The following is a 1,840-nucleotide window of genomic DNA, read 5'->3' on the forward strand; positions in this document are numbered from 1 at the left end:
CTCCCACCCCCTCCGAAAGCGCTCCGGCACCCGGCCGGAACCCGGCGCAAGACTCCCCCGACCCCGACGAAGGAGGCCCTGAGCCGCCCGGGAACTCCTGAGCTGTCCGAGGGCTGCCGATCCGGAAAATGGAGCTCGGGGCCGGAGCAGGAGAGCCGGTGGCCATGCCACGGGAGCCCCGGAGCCGGACCGCGACGGCCGGCGGCCGACCGCGAAAAGCCCCGAAGCCGATCACGAGGGCCCAAGCCGCGCACGAAGGCACGGAGCAGGAGGACGAAGGGCGGGGCTTGATCGGGCGGTGCCGCTGGGCCGGGCACCGGGCCGCTTGGCAGGCGATATTTCTGCCTTATCGGCACTTCGGGGGTCAGAACGTGGTCCGCTGTGGTTAAGCTACGGACCGTTTGGTGCGGGTGGGGGCCCAAGTACTCCAGAGGAGACCGTTATGCACGGTAATGGGCCATGGGGGGTCCCCGGCTACACCGGGGTGCGCGAGCTCGGCTCGGGCGCGGCCGGGCGGGTCGTGCTCGCCAGACGCGACTACGACGGCGTCGAGGTGGCCATCAAGTACCTCAGTGACGAGCTGAGGTCCGACGTCGGGTTCGTCGCCCGGTTCCGGCACGAGGCCCGCTTATTGGGCACACTGCGGAGCTCCCACCACGCCAGGCTGATCGACTACGTCGAGTCCGGCCAGGGCGCGGCGATCATCATGGAGCTGGTCAACGGGGTGTCGCTGCGCGAGATCCTCAAGTCCGAGGGTCCCACCGGCGCCGAAGCCGCGCTGACCGTGCTCCAGGGCTCCCTGCGGGGCCTGGCCGCGGCACACGCGATCGGCGTCGTGCACCGCGACTACAAACCCGAGAACGTCATGGTGCAGGCCGACGGCATCAGCAAACTCGTGGACTTCGGCATCGCGGTGCGGGCCGGCGAGGACGCGGAGGCGGCGGGCACGCCGCCGTACATGGCGCCCGAGCAGTGGTCGGGCGCGCCGGCCGGGCCCGCGACCGACGTGTACGCGGCCACCGCCGTCTTCTTCGAGTGCCTGACGGGCACGCGTCCGTTCCGCGCCTCGAACGTCATGGTGCTGGCCCACCAGCACCAGACCGCTTCCCCGCCGGTCGAGGAGGTGCCGGCGGCGCTGCGCGGCCTGGTCGGGCGAGGTCTGGCCAAGGACCCGGCCGAGCGCCCGCCGTCTGCGGAGGCGTTCCTCACCGAGTTGGAGGCGGTCGCGGCCGAGGCGTACGGGCTCGACTGGGAGGAGCGCGGACGCCGCCGCCTGGCCGCCCTTGCGGGTCTGCTGGCGCTGCTCTTCCCGATCCGGCTGGACGAGCCGGCCAAGACGGAGACCGCTCTCGCCGAGACCCGCTTCGGCGAGCCGACGCGCGGTCTCGGCAGGTCCTCACGCGCGCTGGGCAAGCTGCCCGCCAAGATCGCCGTCACCGCGTCGGTCGTCGGCGTGCTGGCCGCAGCCGCGGTGATCATCGTGAACGCGTCGTCCGACGAGGCGGTGCTGCAGGCGCAGACCAGCCAGGGCACGCCGGCGACACCGGTGCCCGGCACCTCCGCGCCCGCGGATCCGCTCGATCCGGACGAGGAGCCATCGCCGGAGGAGACCACGCCGGAGACCGAGACGGAGACCGAGACGGAGACCGAGACGGAGCCGACCGCGAGCGACGCGCCGCCGCCGCCCGTCCAGCCGGTCGCCTCCCAGCCCGTACAGACCGCCACGCACGTCCCCAGGCCCGCCAGGACGTCCGCGAGGCCCAGGAAGCCCGCCCGCACCACCACCCCGTCGCCGTCCGCCGCTCTGAGGCTGACCGGCGACGTAGGCACACCTGAAGAG

Annotated in this window: 1 protein-coding gene; it reads left to right on the top strand. The window is 72.9% G+C overall.

Features of this window, described 5'->3' with window-relative positions; translation table 11 throughout:
• Window positions 1-442 precede the first annotated feature (442 nt).
• Window positions 443-1,840: serine/threonine-protein kinase (locus E1286_RS47095; protein ID WP_132623910.1), on the top strand; the 1,398-nt coding region annotated here is incomplete at its 3' end.

It is taken from the genome of Nonomuraea terrae, assembly GCF_004348995.1.
Classification (GTDB): domain Bacteria; phylum Actinomycetota; class Actinomycetes; order Streptosporangiales; family Streptosporangiaceae; genus Nonomuraea; species Nonomuraea terrae.